This is a genomic window from Sphingobium sp. SA916, assembly GCF_002894065.1.
GTDB lineage: Bacteria > Pseudomonadota > Alphaproteobacteria > Sphingomonadales > Sphingomonadaceae > Sphingobium > Sphingobium fuliginis.
This window is the reverse complement of sequence record NZ_LXYF01000051.1, coordinates 15,133-29,575: the sequence shown is the minus strand read 5'-3', so window position 1 is coordinate 29,575 and position 14,443 is coordinate 15,133. Positions and strand designations below refer to the sequence as shown.

Genomic DNA, 14,443 nt, shown 5'->3' with positions numbered 1-14,443 from the left:
TACGGAAATCAGGCTGGAGCATGACAGTTGCATGAAATGCAATCGAACATCAGCTTTTCGCATTTGCGAAAATCATCGCTGCACCGCAAAAGGAAAAGGCCTTTCAGGCATCCTCTCCTAAAACTTTCAAGCCGTCCTCCGGGGCGGCTTTTTTTTCATCCGCTCAGCGCCCTTCTTTTTGCTTCCTGCCGTAGCGTCGTTTCGCATTCCGGCGGCGCAGGATGCGGAAACCCCCGCAAATTAGGGCTTTTCGAACGATAATTTAACCATATTGCTAATAAGGCCGTGGCTTCGAGGGGATCATTTTCCGGCGAAAGCCATTTGCCACAGACGAGTTTAAAGAGAGGATTCATCATGCCCTTGCGCCGCCCCATCATTGCCAGTGTCCTGTTGTCGGGCGTATTCGCGGCACCCGTCCCGGCCCTGGCGGGTGGTTTCTACCTGCAGGAACAGGCGCCCAAGGAAACCGGGCGCGCGCTGGCCGGCGCCGGCGCGGCGGCGGACGATCCGTCCACCGTCTATTTCAATCCTGCGGCCATGACGGAACTGTCGGGCATCCAGACCTCGATCGGCGGCATCGCGCTGATGGCCTCCGCGCATCAGGCCAATCGCGGCACCTATCGCACCGTTCCCACCCTGCCGGGCGCGCGGGTGCCGGTTGCGGGCAATGACGGCGGCAATCCGTTCGACAAGGTCATTCCGATCCCCAGCTTCTACGTCACGGCGCAGGCGACCGACCGTCTGTGGCTGGGCCTGGGCGTCAACGCGCCGTTCGGGTTGAAGCTGGATTATGACGACGGCTTCTTCGGCCGCTATGACTCGCTCTACACCAACCTCAAAACCTATAATATCCAGCCCAGCGCCGCCTATAAGCTCAATGACAATTTCTCGATCGGCGGCGGCGTCGACGTGCAATATGTGAAGGCGACGCTGACCAACGCCCTGCCGCAGCTTTCGCCCCTGGCCCCGGCCGACGGCTTCGCGCGGCTGAAGGGCGATGATTGGACGGTCGGCTGGAATGCGGGCCTGTTCTACACCAATGGCGACACCAATGTCGGCGTTTCCTACCGTTCCGGCGTCAAGCACAAGCTGATCGGCACGCAGACCATTTCAGGCCTGCTGGGCCCCATCGCCACGGCCAATGGCGAATTGGATGCGTCCGCCCCGCTGGACCTGCCCGACATCGTCACCGTGGGCTTCATGCACCGACTGACGCCGAAGCTGCGCGCGATGATCAGCGCCCGCTGGTATAACTGGTCGAAGTTCAAGGGCATTGCCATCACCTCCGCCGCCGGCACCAGCAACAAGGAACTGGATTACAAGGACAGCTACAGCGTCAGCCTGGGCGGCGAATATGATGTCAGCCCGGCCTTGACCCTGCGCGCGGGGACGATGTTCGACCGCACGCCGACCAATCCGCAGCACCTGACGACCCGCGTGCCCGATGGCGACCGTTCCTGGCTGACGGCTGGCGCGACCTTCAACATCTCGCCCGCCTTCGCACTGAACGTCAGCTATGCCCATACTTTCGTGGAAAAGGCGAACATCATCCGTCCGGACAGCTATTATCCCGCGCCCGCGACGGTGACGGCGACCACCCTGTCGCGGACCAGCGGCAATGCGGACCAGATCGGCGCTTCGTTGACGGCGCGTTTTTGATGGGAGCGGCACCGGCCCTCACCCCCACCCGACCGCCCATCAGGATACGATGTCTGGGCGGTCGGGTGGGGTGAGGACCGGCGCGCACGTTTCAGCTTTGCTGAAACGCAAGACAGCTCGCGCTTCTAACCGACGCAATAAATCCCTATAGGGGCTCCATCACCACGGAGCCCCTTTTTCATGTCCGACCATAATCCCGGCCTGCGCCCCTGGCGCGACATCGCCCGCAGGCAATGCCGCCAGATCATGGTCGGCAATGTCCCCGTCGGCGGCGGCGCACCGGTCACGGTGCAGACCATGACCAACACGCCGACCCATGACGTCCGGGCGACCGTCGACCAGATCCGCCGCTGCGAGGAAGTGGGCGTCGACATCATCCGCGTCTCCTGCCCTGACGAGGCGTCGACCGCCGCGCTGAAGCAGATCGTCCGCGCTGCCCGCGTGCCGATCGTCGCGGACATCCATTTCCATTACAAGCGCGCGCTGGAAGCCGCGGATGCGGGCGCGGCCTGCCTGCGCATCAATCCGGGCAATATCGGATCGGAAGCGCGGGTGAAGGAGGTGGTCGACGCAGCCAAGGCCAATGGCTGCTCGATCCGGATCGGCGTCAATGCAGGCAGCCTTGAGAAGGACCTGCTCGAAAAATATGGCGAGCCCTGCCCGGAGGCGCTGGTCGAAAGCGCGCTCGACCATATCAAGCTGCTGCAGGACCAGGATTTCCACGAATATAAGGTGGCGGTGAAGGCGAGCGACGTCTTCCTGGCCGTGGCAGCCTATATGCAACTGGCCGAAGCGGTGGACTGCCCGCTGCATCTGGGCATCACCGAGGCGGGCGGACTGATCGGCGGCACGGTGAAGAGCGCCATCGGCATCGGCAATCTCCTGTGGGCCGGGATCGGCGACACGATCCGCGTTTCCCTTTCCGCCGAGCCGGAAGAGGAAGTGCGCGTGGGTTATGAAATCCTGAAATCGCTTGGCATCCGCACGCGCGGAGTCAAGGTCATCTCCTGCCCAAGTTGTGCGCGGCAGGGCTTCGACGTGATCCGCACGGTGCAGGCGCTGGAGGAACGGCTCCAGCATATCCACACGCCGCTCTCGCTCTCCGTGCTCGGCTGCGTGGTGAACGGCCCCGGCGAGGCGCGGGAAACCGACATCGGCCTGACCGGCGGCGGCGCGGGCAAGCATATGGTCTATCTGTCCGGCCTCACCGATCATACGGTGCAGGACGAAGGCATGATCGACCATATCGTCGGCCTTGTCGAAGCCAAGGCGGCGGAGATCGAAGCGGCCAGGCTGGAAGACGAAACCACCGACGCCGGCAAGGCGGAAGCGGCGGAATGACCGGCGGCGTTCCCAGCCCGGATGATGCGGCGACTGAACGGAGGGATGCCATGGCCGCTTCCCATCCTGCGACAGCCACGGGTGCATCCGCCGTGGGTGCGTCCGCCCTGGGCGCCGGGGCGATCGGCAGCCTGGCGCTGGGGGCGCTGGCGCTGGGCGCTCTCGCCATCGGTGCGATCGCCATCGGCCGCCTCCGTATCGGCGGGGCGCGCATCGTGCGCCTTCAGATCGACGAACTGGTTGTCGGCCGCGTGATCCGGAAGACACGCGATTGACCGGGCCGATCCACGGCGTTCCGCATCCATAGGCCACCGGATGGGAAGCGACACCGACCGCGCCGCACCGGCGACCGCATTTCCTCTCGCCTTCGCCGTCTGCTGCGTGGGGGTTGCGCTCTTTTCCGTGATGGACGCCGCCATGAAGGGGCTGAGCCTTTCCATCGGCCTGTTCAATGCGCTGTTCTGGCGCGCCGTGGCGGGCAGCCTGCTGGGGCTGGTGCTGATGCTGCTGACCCGGCAGCGCTGGCCCGGTCGCGCCGTGTTGCGGCTGCATATGCTGCGCGGGACGGTGGTGGCGGTGATGGCCAGCCTGTTCTTCTGGGCGATCATGCGGATGCCGCTGGCCGAGGCCATCGCCCTGTCCTTCATCGCGCCGCTGGTCGCGCTGTATCTTGCCGCGCTGCTGCTCAAGGAACGGATCGGGCGGCAGGCCATCGGTGCGTCGCTGCTGGGGCTGGTCGGCGTTGCCGTCATCCTGTCGGGGCGCGTGCGGGGCGATTATGACGCGGATGCGCTGCTGGGCGCGGGTGCGGTACTTGTTTCGGCGGTGCTGTTCGCCTGGAACCTGATCCTCCAGCGGCAACAGGCGCAGCTCGCCTCCCCTATCGAGGTCGCTTTCTTCCAGCATGTCGTGATGCTGGGGGTGTTCGTCCTGTTCGCGGCGTTTGTCCAGGGGATGCCGGTCGTGCCGGCGGCGCCCTCATGGGCGCTGGTGGTGCTGGCCGCGACGCTGGCCTTCACCTCGCTTGCGGCGCTCGCCTGGGCCTATGCGCGGGCGGAGACGCAGGTGCTGATCCCGGTCGAATATAGCGCCTTCCTCTGGGCTGCGATCATCGGCTGGCTCGCCTTTGGCGAACGGCTGACCCTGACCACGGTGGTCGGCGCGCTGCTGATCGTGCTGGGGTGCCTGATCGCGTCGCGCGCGGGATCGGCCGAACCGCCCCATGTCGAACCGTCCGTGGCCTGAAAGGAAAAGCATGTCCGTCACCATTCGCGAGGCCGTGCCATCGGACATCGGCGCGATCCACGCCTTCATCCTCGCCCTGGCGGACTATGAGAAACTGTCCCATGAGGTGAAGGCCGACCGCGCCTCGCTCAACAAATATCTGTTCGGCCCACGCCCAATGGCGGAGGTGCTGATCGCGGAAAATGAGGGGAGGGCGATCGGCTTCGCCCTTTTCTTCCACAATTTCTCGACTTTCGAGGGACGGCCCGGCCTCTATCTGGAGGATCTGTTCGTCGTCCCGGAAGCGCGGAGGCTGGGCGCGGGCAAGGCGCTGCTTTCCCGCCTCGCCCAACTGGCGCTGGAGCGGGATTGCGCGCGGCTGGAATGGTGGGTGCTGGACTGGAACGAACCGTCCATCGCCTTCTACCGCTCGCTGGGGGCGCGGCCGATGGACGAATGGACGGTGCAGCGCGTCGACGGCGAAGCGCTCAGCGCCCTCGCCTCAGCGCATCCTGCACGCTGACGCCCAGCAGCACGGCGGTGAAGGCCCCCAGGGCGACGATCACGAGGATCGGATAAAGCGTGGCGATCATGACAAAGTCTCCTTTCGCGGGACTTTTTGCGCCGGCCCGCCGCCCGTCGACATAAGGATTGTTACGGAGTCGGAGAGACGAGCCGATGGGCCGGACTCTTGACGGGGACTCCCCGCTCGGCGCATTGTCCCCGAACGGAACATTTGGGGGACATTGACGCCATGGCTGTCAGCCGCGGAGCCAAACGCACGCCGGAATGGCGCGAAATGCTGAAACGCAGCCTGATCCGCAGCGGTGCGCTGATCGGCGCGATCGCGCTGTTGCTGGCGACCCTGTTCCTCGCGCTGGCGCTGCTCAGCTATCAGCCGAGCGACCCGTCGATGAACACGGTGGCGGGCGACCATGTGCAGAATATCATGCAGGCGCCCGGCGCCTGGGTCGCGGATTTCCTGCTCTGGCTGCTGGGTGTGCCGGTGGCGCTGGTGCTGCCGCTGATGGCGATCACCGCCCGGCGGCTGTGGGGCGATCAGGACATGAGCGGGTGGAAGGCGCAGTTCGGAAAGTGCCTTGCCGGAATCGTCCTGCTCGGCATCGCGCTGGCGCTGTTCCAGACCAATCCGCTGGTCGGCCTGCCCGCCGGATGGGGCGGCATCATCGCGCTGGTGACGGCGCGGGGCGTCATGAGCCTTGCGGCGCAGGCGCCCGCCGCGCAGGGCTGGATAACCGGAATCCTGATCGTCCTGACGCTGATCGCGGGCCTTGTCCTCTGGTATCGCAGCCTGGCGCTGGAAAAGCCGATCATCGCGTTGCGCCGGCCCTCTCTGCCGCGCCTGGCGCTGCCCCGGCCGGCTTTCGCTCTGGCCGGTCCCGCGCCGGTTGTCGACGCGGATGAAGATGACGAGCCGTTCGAGCGCGTCGCAACCCCGCGCAAGACCGTCACCAACGAACCCAAGCCGCCGATCAACATCCAGACGCCCAAGCCTGCGCCCGTGCAGCGCTCCATGGCGCCGGTCAGCCAGGACGACCTGTTCGGCAACAGCTCCCTGCCTTCGCCGGACCTGCTCAATCCAACCCCCGCGAGCCAGGGGCAGAAGATCGACAAGGCCGCGCTGGAACGCAATGCGCGCCTGCTGGAATCGGTGCTCGACGACTTCCATGTGAAGGGCAATATCGTGGAGGTCCGTCCAGGTCCGGTCGTCACCATGTATGAACTGGAACCCGCGCCCGGCATCAAGGCGAGCCGCGTGATCGCACTGGCGGACGACATTGCGCGCAACATGTCGGCGCTTTCGGCCCGCGTGGCGACGATTCCGGGCCGCACCGTGATCGGCATCGAACTGCCCAATGCGAACCGGGAGGGCGTGTCCTTCCGCGAACTCATCACCAGCGAGCAGTTCGGGCAGGAAGCGACGCTGCCGATCATCCTGGGCAAGAATATCTCGGGCGAGCCGATCATCGCCGATCTTGCGCCCATGCCGCATCTGCTGATCGCGGGTACGACGGGTTCGGGCAAGTCGGTGGGGCTGAACGCGATGATCCTGTCGCTGCTCTACCGCATGACGCCGGACCAGTTGCGGCTGATCATGATCGATCCCAAGATGCTGGAACTGTCGACCTATGACGACATTCCGCATCTGCTCTCGCCGGTCGTGACCGAGCCCGCAAAGGCGATCCGCGCGCTCAAATGGGCGGTGGAGCAGATGGAGGACCGCTATCGTATGATGGCGTCGATCTCCGTCCGCAACCTCGCCAATTATAATGAGAAGGTCCGCGCCGCGAAGGCCAAGGGCAAGCCGCTCGGCCGCCGCGTGCAGACCGGCTACGATCCCGAGACCGGCAAGCCGATCTATGAGGAGGAGCAGCTCGATTTCCAGCCGTTGCCGCAGATCGTGGTGGTGGTCGACGAGCTGGCCGACCTGATGATGACGGCGGGCAAGGAAGTCGAATTCCTGATCCAGCGTCTTGCCCAGAAGGCCCGCGCCGCAGGCATCCACCTGATCCTCGCGACGCAGCGGCCCTCGGTCGACGTCATCACCGGCGTGATCAAGGCCAACCTGCCGACCCGCATCAGCTTCTTCGTCACGTCGAAGATCGACAGCCGGACCATATTGGGCGAACAGGGCGCCGAGCAGCTATTGGGCAAGGGCGACATGCTCTACATGCACGGCGGCAAGGGCCTGATGCGCGTCCACGGTCCCTTCGTGTCGGACGACGAGGTGCGCGTGGTGGCGGATCACTGGCGCGCCCAGGGACAGCCGGATTATATCGCCGCCGTCACCGAAGAGCCGGAGGAGGGCAGCTTCGCGCTCGATGGTGTCGACCTGGGCGACGACAGCCCGGACGCGCAGCTTTTCCGCAAGGCGTGCCAGCTCGTCTTCGAAAATCAGAAGGCGTCGACAAGCTGGCTCCAGAGGCAATTGCGCATCGGCTATAACAGCGCCGCCCGGCTGATCGAGCAGATGGAGGAGCAGGGGCTGGTGGGTCCGCCCAACCATGTCGGCCGCCGCGAAGTGCTGCGCGACGAGAATGGCAATCCGCTCTGATCCGGTCGGCGTGAAAAATTTTCATTTGGGCTGATGCCAAAAAACCACTGCCCATTTCGCTCTGAAACGGGTTTTTGCGTGGGTTGCTGGGTCATCGCCGTGCGGCAAAACCCCGGTGGCGCCGGGAAAAACCCCTGATTTCCAAGGCTGATTGCGTTTCATGCAATCGTCCTTCGGTTCTTCGCATTTGCCGGGAAACGCGATCTGGGCGAAGAAGACCCTGCCTTTCAGGCATCCTCTCCTAAAAACTTTCAGGCTGGTCTTCGGATCGGCCTTTTTTTTGTCTTCGCGCCCGGCTAAGCAGAGGCCGCTCACCGCAGCGCCTAAAAAATAAATCGGGAGAGGGGCCGCCGGAAAGACCGGCACTGGCGAAGCGGGAGCAGAGGGGGATTGAGCGACCATGTTGCTCTCCCCCTTCCCGTTTTCATTTCGTGACATGATGGCGAAGGCCGGGAATGGCCCATTCAAGACCTTCCTTTCTCCCTTGAGGGAGAAGGATAGGAAGCCCTGGCGGCGAAGGAGCCTGGGCTGATTGGGATGAGGGGAAGTGCCGCGCGGTCCGTTGGATCGCAACCCCCTCACCCAGCTGCGACTAGGGCAGCAAGCTGCCAAGTCTGCGCAGCCCTCTCCCTCGAGGGAGAGGGATAAAGTGGGTGTCCGATTCCCAACCACCCGCATATTCTTCAGGCGGAGCGTTGAAGCGGACAGTACATTCGTTGCATGACAGGAACGAATGGGTTCACAGCGGGTTCAAGCCCTGCCACCTACATTTCTCATCCTGAACAACCGGAGATGATTGCATGAAGCGCATCCTTGCGCCCCACAGCCTGACGCTGGCCGCCCTGGCGATCGCTGCCGCGCCCCTTGCGGTGCCGGCGATGCCGGCCGCCGCGCAGGCCGACCAGTCGGACCTGTCGAAGGTCAATGCCTATATCCGCGCCGTCACAACCATGACCGCCGATTTCGCCCAGACCGATCGCAACGGCCAGACGCTGACCGGCCAGCTTACCCTCAAGCAGCCGGGCAAGATCCGTTTCCAGTATCAGAAGGGCGTGCCTTTGCTGATCGTGGGCGACGGCAAGGCGTTGACCATGATCGATTATGAGGTGCGGCAGGTGCAGCGCTGGCCGATCGGCAATTCGCCGCTGGGGGCGTTGATCGATCCGTCCAAGGACCTGTCGAAGTTCGGCAAGGTGATCCAGACGGGCGATCCCAGCGTGCTGTCCGTCCAGGCCCGCGACCCCAAACGGCCCGAATATGGCACGATCACCATGATCTTCAAACGCGATGCGGGCAGCCCGGCGGGCTTGCAGCTCTATGGTTGGGTGGCGCTGGATTCGCAGAACAACCGGACGGCGGTGAAGCTCAGCAACCAGCGTTATGGCGTGCCCGTGGCGGATTCCGCCTTCCGCTGGACCGACCCGCGGCCCAAGGGGCGCGCGTCGGGCGGTTAAGCGGGCCCCAGGTGCGACGGGCCGAAAACTTTTCAGAACCGTTCATCTGAGGCTCATATCCCGAGCCCTAAAAGGAACTCCACGGCGCGAGACGGAACCGGGATTTCCCCCCTGTTACCCGGAACCCCGCTCCCGCCGCAAAGCGCTTCAAGGGCGCGATCGAGGCCCCCGTTCCATGCCCCCGGAGCGGGGGCCTTTTCGGTGCGATCCGACATCCAGAGCATCGCGCAGAAAAGTGGGAAGCGGTTTTGCGCTTCAAACGATGCGACAACGAAAACTGAGAGCGCGTGACCAGCGTCCGATTTAACGCAGCGCGCTATAGCTCATGCGGGCCTCCGAAGCGGGATTTTATCCGCTTCGGCGCTCACGGACATGAAGTGCGCTGCGCTCCGATGCTCGAACATCCCATTTTCGGCTCCACCTGAACTGAACGTCGAACGGCGCCAACGCTGTTCCGTCTGCGGGGACATTCGCCGCCCTTGCGCGGGGCGGCGGAGGGTCTTAGTGGATCAGCCATGCCTCAGACACTCAGCATCGCTTCCTGGAATATCAATAGCGTTCGTGCCCGGCTCGATATTGTCGAGCGCTTTCTGACGGAGGAATCGCCCGACATATTGTGTCTGCAGGAAACCAAGGTGGTGAACGACACCTTCCCGGCGGGGCTGTTCCGGCAACGGGGCTATAATCATCAGGTGCTGAACGGACAGCCGATGCACCATGGCGTGGCCATTCTGTCGAAGATCCCGATCCGGGAGGACGACCGGCTCGACTGGCAGGCCAATGGGGAGGCGCGCCATGTCGGCGTGCGACTGGACAATGGCGTCCGGATCGAGAATGTCTATGTGCCCGCCGGCGGGGATGTGCCCGATCGGGAGGTCAATCCGAAATTCGGACAGAAGCTCGATTTCCTGGAGCGGATGATCCAATGGTCCTCCACGCTGGAGGACAAGCCGACCATCCTGACCGGCGATTTCAACATCGCGCCGATGGAATGCGATGTATGGAGCCATAAGCAACTTCTCAATGTCGTCAGCCATACGGCGATCGAGTGCGAGATTCTGGCGCGCCTGCAGGAATCGAACGACTGGGTCGACATCGGCCGCAAATTCTACCCCGCGCCGCAGCGGCTCTATACCTGGTGGAGCTATCGTGCCCGCGACTGGGCGGAATCGGATCGCGGACGGCGGCTCGACCATATGTGGATGACGCAGGACGTCGCGGAAAAGGCCGTCAGCCACCGCGTGGTGGAACCGATCCGCGGCTGGTCGCGCCCGTCCGACCATGTGCCGATCATCACGGAGTTCGCCTTCTGATGAGCGCCCGCGCCGCCGCCCGCGCCATTGACGCGCTACGCCGGGGCTGGCCGGTGCGCGTGCAGGCCGCCGACGGCGCCGTGCGGCTGATGGCCGTGGAGGGGGCCGATGCCGTGACGCTTGCCGGATTCGATCCGGGCGCAGGGGCTGACATATTGATCTCCGCGGCGCGGGCGCAGACGCTGAAGCTTGCCAACCAGCTGGCGGCGGCCGATCCCGACATGCCGGTGCTGGTTGCGCGGGCGCCGTGGATCGACGTCGATGTGGCGACCGCGATCTCCGACCCGGTGCTGGACCTTGCCTCGCCGCTCAAAGGGCCGTTCATGGCGAAGCCGCTGGCGGCGCCTTCGGCGGCCAAGGCGGCGCTGCGGCTGGCGCGGCTGGCGGGCATATTGCCGGCCTATTTCGTGACGGCGGAAGGCGACAGCGAGGCGGACGTCAGCGCCGCCGACATCGACGCCTATGACGATGCCGTGCATCTGGCCATCGCCACGCGCGCCCGCCTGCCCGTGTCGGCCAGCGAGACGGCGGAGATCGTCGCCTTCCGCAGTCCCGACGAACCGCGCGAGCATGTCGCGCTGATCGTGGGCCAGCGCGATTCCTCGCCCCCCGTGATCCGGCTGCACAGCGAATGCCTGACCGGCGATGTGCTGGGGTCGCTGAAATGCGATTGCGGGCCGCAACTGCATCAGGCGCTGCACCAGATCGCGGATTCGAACTGGGGCATATTGCTCTATCTGCGGCAGGAAGGGCGCGGCATCGGCCTTGTCAACAAGCTGCGCGCCTATGCCTTGCAGGATCAGGGGTTCGACACGGTCGACGCCAATGTCCGGCTGGGCTTCGCCATCGATGCGCGCGACTTTTCCGTGGCGGCGCGGATGCTGGACCTGCTGGGCGTGGACGAGGTGCGGTTGCTCACCAATAATCCGAACAAGGTGACGGGGCTTGAAGCCGCCGGGATCAGGGTGGCGGAACGGCTGCCGATCATCCTGCCTTCCAATCCGCATAATGAGCGCTATCTCGCCACCAAGCGGGACCGGACAGGGCATCAGTTGTGAGCACCATCCGCGTCGATGCGGGCGCGGGGCGTCTTTTCTTCGGTGACTTGGACATGCCCTGCACCATCGGGCGCGGCGGCGTCTGTGCAGCGGCGGACAAGCGGGAGGGGGATGGCTGCACGCCGTTGGGCATCTGGCCGGTTCGGGGCGTGTTGCTGCGGCCCGGCAAGGCGGCGGCGGCGGGCATCCGCCTGCCATGGCGCTGGGTGCGGGAAGGGGATGGCTGGTCCGATGATCCGGCCGATCCGGCCTATAATCGGCCCGTGCATCTGCCGCGGGCCTTTTCCGCGGAAAATCTGCTGCGGGACGATGATGCCTATGATGTGATCGTCGTGCTGGGGCACAATGACTCGCCGCCGGTGCCGGGGCGGGGGAGCGCGATCTTCTTCCATCTTTCCGAAGGCCGTCCCACGGCGGGGTGCGTGGCGGTGGAGCGGGCGGATATGCTGCGCCTGTTGCCGTTGCTGGCGCCGGGCGATGTGATGGAAGTCGTCTGAAGGTTCGTCCTTCCGCGAAGGCGGGGATGACGAGGTGGTCGGGGGAGGCGGGTCTTCCTAAGCCCGCTCCAGTTCCGCCACCTCACCGCCTGCCGCTTCCAGCAGCCGCCGTTCCAGCGTCTGCAGCCGCGCCCTGCTCTCGATCTTCCCGGCCAGCAGGTCGGTGACGTAGAAGGTATCCACCGCCCGCTCGCCATAGGTGGCGACATGGGCGCTGTGCACCGTCACCTTCGACTGGAACAGCGCGTTGGCGAGGCTGAACAGCAGCGCCGGGCGATCCCGCGCATTCACCTCGATCACGGTGAAGCGGTTCGACGCCTTGTTGTCGATCAGCACATTGGGTTCGATGCGGAAGGCCTCCGCGCGGGTGCGGGGCAGGGGGCGCGCCTCCAGCTTGGTGATCATGCGGTGCCGGTTGGCGAGGGAGTCCTCGATCGCCTTGCGGATGCGCGTCAATTGGTCGGGGCTGTGGAAGGCGCCGCCCAGCGGGTCCTGCACCAGGAAATTGTCGATGGCGACGCCGTCGCGAGTCGTATGGATGCGCGCGTCGATGATGTTGCCGCCCGCCAGATGGATGGCGCCCGCGATCCGGTAGAACAGCCCCGGATGGTCGGCGGCATAGACCGTCACCAGCGTCGCGCCGCGCTGCGGATAATATTGCGCGGCGATGGAGAGCGGGGAATCGCCCGCCTCCAATATATGCTGCGCATTGTGGATGAGGATGTCCTCCGGCTCCGCGATCCAGTAGCTTTCCGGCAGCCGCTTGCGCAGCTTCTCGAAATCGGCTTCGGACAGGCCCAGCGCCTGACGCAGCGCCTGCTGCTTGGCGGTGACGCGTTCGCTGCGGCCCTTCTGCTTGTGGCCGAGGCGCAGCACTTCTTCGGCCGCCTCGTAGAGATCGCCCAGCAATTGCCGTTTCCAGCTGTTCCAGACGCCGGGTCCGACGGCGCGGATGTCGACCACGGTCAGGCACAGCAACAGCCGCAACCGTTCCGGACTCTGCACCACGTCGACGAAATCGAGGATCGTCTTGTAATCGGCCAGGTCGCGCTTGAAGGCGGTGGCCGACATCAGCAGATGGTGCAGCACCAGCCAGGACACGGTCTCCGTCTCCGCCGGTGTCAGGCCCAGGCGCGGGCAGAGATGGTCCGCCACTTCCGCGCCCAATATGCTGTGGTCGCCGCCGCGCCCCTTGGCGATGTCGTGCAGCAGCACCGCGACATAGAGGACGCGGCGCGACAGCAGCTTGCCCATCAGGTCCGCCGCCAGCGGATGATCCTGGCTCAGTTCGCCCTTTTCGATCCGCGCCAGCAGGCCGACGGCGCGGATCGTATGCTCGTCCACCGTATAATGGTGGTACATGTCGAACTGCATCTGCGCCACGACGCGGCGGAAATCGGGGATGAAGCGGCCGAAGACCGTGGACTCGTTCATCCAGCGCAGCACGGTTTCCGGGTCGCGGGGGCTGGTCAGCACCTCCATGAAAGCGGCGTTGGCGCGGGGATCGCGGCGCACCTTGGCGGTGATCAGGCTGGCGTCGCGGCTGGCGGCGCGCATGGCGCTGGGATGGATGGCGAGGCCATGCCTGTCGGCGAGCGCGAAGATTTCCAGCAAGCGGACCGGATCGTCCTGGAAGAAATGATCGTTAGGCAGCGCCAGCCGCCCGCGATCCAGCACGAAGCCGTCCAGCTTCTTCGGGCGGCGGAAGAAGCTGGGGATATAGCGACGCCCCCGCTCCGCCATCTGGTCGTCCAGATGGGCGAGGAACACCGCGGTCAGGTCGCCCACCGTCTTCGCGTTCAGGAAATAATAGCGCATGAAGCGCTCCACGCCCGACCGCCCGGCGCGTCCGGTGAAATGCATGCGGGTGGCGGTTTCGAGTTGCAGGTCGAAGGTCAGCCGGTCCTCCGCCCGCCCCGTGATCATGTGCAAATGGCAGCGCACCGCCCAGAGGAAATCCTCCGCCTTCTGGAACTGGCGCAGTTCGGTTTCGGTCAGCAGGCCGACATCGACCAGTTCCGCCACCGACTTCACCCGGTTCACATATTTGCCGATCCAGAACAGCGTGTGCAGGTCGCGCAGGCCGCCCTTGCCCTCCTTCACATTGGGTTCGACGACATAGCGGCTGTCGCCCATGCGCTTGTGCCGTTCGTCCCGTTCCTCCAGCTTTTCGGTGACGAAGGCGCGGGCTGTGCCCTGCATCACATCGGCGTCGAAACGGGTGCTGATCTCCTCATACAGGGCGCGGTCGCCCCAGATGTAGCGCGCCTCCAGCAGGGCGGTGCGCACGGTCAGGTCCGCCTTCGCCATGCGGATCGTCTCATCGATGGAACGGCTGCTATGGCCGACCTTCAGCCCCAGATCCCACAGCGAATAGAGCATGGATTCGATGACCTGCTCGGTCCAGCCGGTGGGCTTCCACGGGGTGATGAAGCCGATGTCGACATCGCTGTGCGGCGCCATCTCGCCCCGGCCATAACCGCCGACCGCGATCAGCACGATCCGCTCGCCGGTGCTGCGGTTGCCCGCCGGGTAGAGGTGATGGGTTGTCGCGTCGTAGAGCAGGCGCAGGATCTGGTCGATCAGGAAGGCAAAGGCGGTCACGGCCTCCCGCCCTCGGGTCGGCCTCTGGCTGAGGCGGCGGGCGACATCCTCCCGCCCGGCGTCCAGTGCGTCCTTCAGTTCCTTCACGATCAGGCCGCGCAGCTTGATCTGGTCGCCCCGATGCTCCTGCGCCAGGGCGGCGATGCGGTCGGAAATGGCGCGCCGGTCGATGATCGCGCGCCTGGACCCCAATTTCGGAAACTGCATGACCATAAGG

The 14,443-nt window shown here is 65.0% G+C and carries 13 protein-coding genes; 10 read left to right on the top strand and 3 right to left on the bottom strand.

Going from position 1 to position 14,443, the window contains the following annotated elements; genetic code table 11:
* Positions 1 to 155: 155 nt before the first annotated feature.
* Positions 156 to 356 (bottom strand): hypothetical protein, encoded by a 201-nt coding sequence (locus A8G00_RS25245; protein WP_172451875.1) that lies wholly within the window; start codon positions 354 to 356, stop codon positions 156 to 158.
* Here A8G00_RS25245 and A8G00_RS15985 point away from each other — a divergent pair.
* From A8G00_RS15985 to A8G00_RS15960, 6 genes are all read left to right on the top strand, one after another.
* Entirely contained in the window at positions 355 to 1,659 is a 1,305-nt protein-coding gene (locus A8G00_RS15985) for an OmpP1/FadL family transporter (protein ID WP_025549607.1), read from the top strand. The two genes, A8G00_RS25245 and A8G00_RS15985, sit on opposite strands and share 2 nt — an antisense overlap.
* Before the next feature lie 180 nt (positions 1,660 to 1,839).
* Entirely contained in the window at positions 1,840 to 3,000 is a 1,161-nt protein-coding gene (ispG, locus tag A8G00_RS15980) for a flavodoxin-dependent (E)-4-hydroxy-3-methylbut-2-enyl-diphosphate synthase (RefSeq protein ID WP_044660577.1), read from the top strand.
* A gap of 50 nt (positions 3,001 to 3,050) precedes the next feature.
* Positions 3,051 to 3,275: a hypothetical protein gene (locus tag A8G00_RS15975; RefSeq protein WP_103001130.1), complete on the top strand. Its 225-nt coding sequence runs from the start codon at positions 3,051 to 3,053 to the stop codon at positions 3,273 to 3,275.
* Positions 3,276 to 3,315: 40 nt separating this feature from the next.
* On the top strand, positions 3,316 to 4,245 hold the full coding sequence (locus A8G00_RS15970; RefSeq protein WP_103001120.1) for a DMT family transporter: 930 nt from the start codon (positions 3,316 to 3,318) through the stop codon (positions 4,243 to 4,245).
* A 10-nt stretch (positions 4,246 to 4,255) separates the two neighbouring features.
* On the top strand, positions 4,256 to 4,747 hold the full coding sequence (locus A8G00_RS15965) for a GNAT family N-acetyltransferase (RefSeq protein ID WP_103001119.1): 492 nt from the start codon (positions 4,256 to 4,258) through the stop codon (positions 4,745 to 4,747).
* 231 nt (positions 4,748 to 4,978) lie between these two features.
* On the top strand, positions 4,979 to 7,300 hold the full coding sequence (locus A8G00_RS15960) for a DNA translocase FtsK (RefSeq protein WP_025549602.1): 2,322 nt from the start codon (positions 4,979 to 4,981) through the stop codon (positions 7,298 to 7,300).
* Positions 7,301 to 7,321: 21 nt separating this feature from the next.
* Here A8G00_RS15960 and A8G00_RS24830 read toward each other — a convergent pair whose 3' ends face one another.
* Entirely contained in the window at positions 7,322 to 7,702 is a 381-nt protein-coding gene (locus A8G00_RS24830; RefSeq protein ID WP_146032600.1) for a hypothetical protein, read from the bottom strand.
* A gap of 398 nt (positions 7,703 to 8,100) precedes the next feature.
* Here A8G00_RS24830 and A8G00_RS15955 point away from each other — a divergent pair, with 398 nt between their 5' ends.
* From A8G00_RS15955 to A8G00_RS15940, 4 genes are all read left to right on the top strand, one after another.
* Positions 8,101 to 8,754 (top strand): outer membrane lipoprotein carrier protein LolA, encoded by a 654-nt coding sequence (locus A8G00_RS15955; RefSeq protein ID WP_048577561.1) that lies wholly within the window; start codon positions 8,101 to 8,103, stop codon positions 8,752 to 8,754.
* 515 nt (positions 8,755 to 9,269) lie between these two features.
* The gene (xth, locus tag A8G00_RS15950) at positions 9,270 to 10,067 is read left to right on the top strand and encodes an exodeoxyribonuclease III (protein ID WP_044660572.1); all 798 of its coding nucleotides are present in this window, start codon (positions 9,270 to 9,272) and stop codon (positions 10,065 to 10,067) included.
* Positions 10,067 to 11,125 (top strand): GTP cyclohydrolase II, encoded by a 1,059-nt coding sequence (gene ribA, locus A8G00_RS15945; protein WP_103001118.1) that lies wholly within the window; start codon positions 10,067 to 10,069, stop codon positions 11,123 to 11,125. The genes xth and ribA overlap by 1 nt, the downstream gene beginning before the upstream one ends.
* Entirely contained in the window at positions 11,122 to 11,622 is a 501-nt protein-coding gene (locus A8G00_RS15940; RefSeq protein ID WP_103001117.1) for a L,D-transpeptidase, read from the top strand. The genes ribA and A8G00_RS15940 overlap by 4 nt, the downstream gene beginning before the upstream one ends.
* A gap of 57 nt (positions 11,623 to 11,679) precedes the next feature.
* On the opposite strand, the gene A8G00_RS15935 is transcribed toward A8G00_RS15940, so the two are convergent.
* Complete coding sequence (locus A8G00_RS15935; protein ID WP_103001116.1) at positions 11,680 to 14,439, bottom strand: [protein-PII] uridylyltransferase; 2,760 nt, start codon at positions 14,437 to 14,439, stop codon at positions 11,680 to 11,682.
* Between the last annotated feature and the right edge of the window lie 4 nt (positions 14,440 to 14,443).

Bases quoted from the DNA above. Each gene is read 5' to 3' on its own strand.
- A8G00_RS15985 (WP_025549607.1), top strand. From the start codon at position 355: ATGCCCTTGCGCCGCCCCATCATTGCCAGTGTCCTGTTGTCGGGCGTA.
- A8G00_RS25245 (WP_172451875.1), bottom strand. From the start codon at position 356: ATGATGAATCCTCTCTTTAAACTCGTCTGTGGCAAATGGCTTTCGCCG.
- ispG (WP_044660577.1), top strand. From the start codon at position 1,840: ATGTCCGACCATAATCCCGGCCTGCGCCCCTGGCGCGACATCGCCCGC.
- A8G00_RS15975 (WP_103001130.1), top strand. From the start codon at position 3,051: ATGGCCGCTTCCCATCCTGCGACAGCCACGGGTGCATCCGCCGTGGGT.
- A8G00_RS15970 (WP_103001120.1), top strand. From the start codon at position 3,316: ATGGGAAGCGACACCGACCGCGCCGCACCGGCGACCGCATTTCCTCTC.
- A8G00_RS15965 (WP_103001119.1), top strand. From the start codon at position 4,256: ATGTCCGTCACCATTCGCGAGGCCGTGCCATCGGACATCGGCGCGATC.
- A8G00_RS15960 (WP_025549602.1), top strand. From the start codon at position 4,979: ATGGCTGTCAGCCGCGGAGCCAAACGCACGCCGGAATGGCGCGAAATG.
- A8G00_RS24830 (WP_146032600.1), bottom strand. From the start codon at position 7,702: ATGGTCGCTCAATCCCCCTCTGCTCCCGCTTCGCCAGTGCCGGTCTTT.
- A8G00_RS15955 (WP_048577561.1), top strand. From the start codon at position 8,101: ATGAAGCGCATCCTTGCGCCCCACAGCCTGACGCTGGCCGCCCTGGCG.
- xth (WP_044660572.1), top strand. From the start codon at position 9,270: ATGCCTCAGACACTCAGCATCGCTTCCTGGAATATCAATAGCGTTCGT.
- ribA (WP_103001118.1), top strand. From the start codon at position 10,067: ATGAGCGCCCGCGCCGCCGCCCGCGCCATTGACGCGCTACGCCGGGGC.
- A8G00_RS15935 (WP_103001116.1), bottom strand. From the start codon at position 14,439: ATGGTCATGCAGTTTCCGAAATTGGGGTCCAGGCGCGCGATCATCGAC.